The organism is Cognaticolwellia mytili (genome assembly GCF_002104475.1).
GTDB classification, from domain to species: domain Bacteria; phylum Pseudomonadota; class Gammaproteobacteria; order Enterobacterales; family Alteromonadaceae; genus Cognaticolwellia; species Cognaticolwellia mytili.
In genome coordinates this window covers 1-358 of record NZ_NBOF01000025.1, presented here as the reverse complement: position 1 = coordinate 358, position 358 = coordinate 1, and the positions used below count along the sequence as shown (strand labels likewise).

At 45.5% G+C, this 358-nt stretch carries 2 tRNA genes; both read left to right on the top strand.

The window, feature by feature from the left end:
* Positions 1-10: 10 nt before the first annotated feature.
* Positions 11-87: transfer RNA gene (locus tag B7C41_RS19930), tRNA-Met, on the top strand.
* 190 nt (positions 88-277) lie between these two features.
* Positions 278-354, top strand: a tRNA-Met gene (locus tag B7C41_RS19925).
* The last annotated feature ends 4 nt before the right edge of the window (positions 355-358 follow it).

Below are 358 nucleotides of genomic sequence, written 5' to 3'. Positions count from 1 at the left end.
GTCATTCGGACGCGGGATGGAGCAGCCTGGTAGCTCGTCGGGCTCATAACCCGAAGGTCGTCAGTTCAAATCTGGCTCCCGCAACCAATCTCTTCTTATAGTATAAGAGACTAAATAAATATTATATCGGGCGTACGACCTGAGGTCGTCAGTTCACTCTCTTCGGAAATAGTGGCTCCCGCAACCAACTACTTACAAAAGTTTAAATTTGTAATTCTTTTATAACAGAATTAAATAGTTATAGGCTTTCTTGGTATTAATTATCAAGTCATTCGGACGCGGGATGGAGCAGCCTGGTAGCTCGTCGGGCTCATAACCCGAAGGTCGTCAGTTCAAATCTGGCTCCCGCAACCAATCT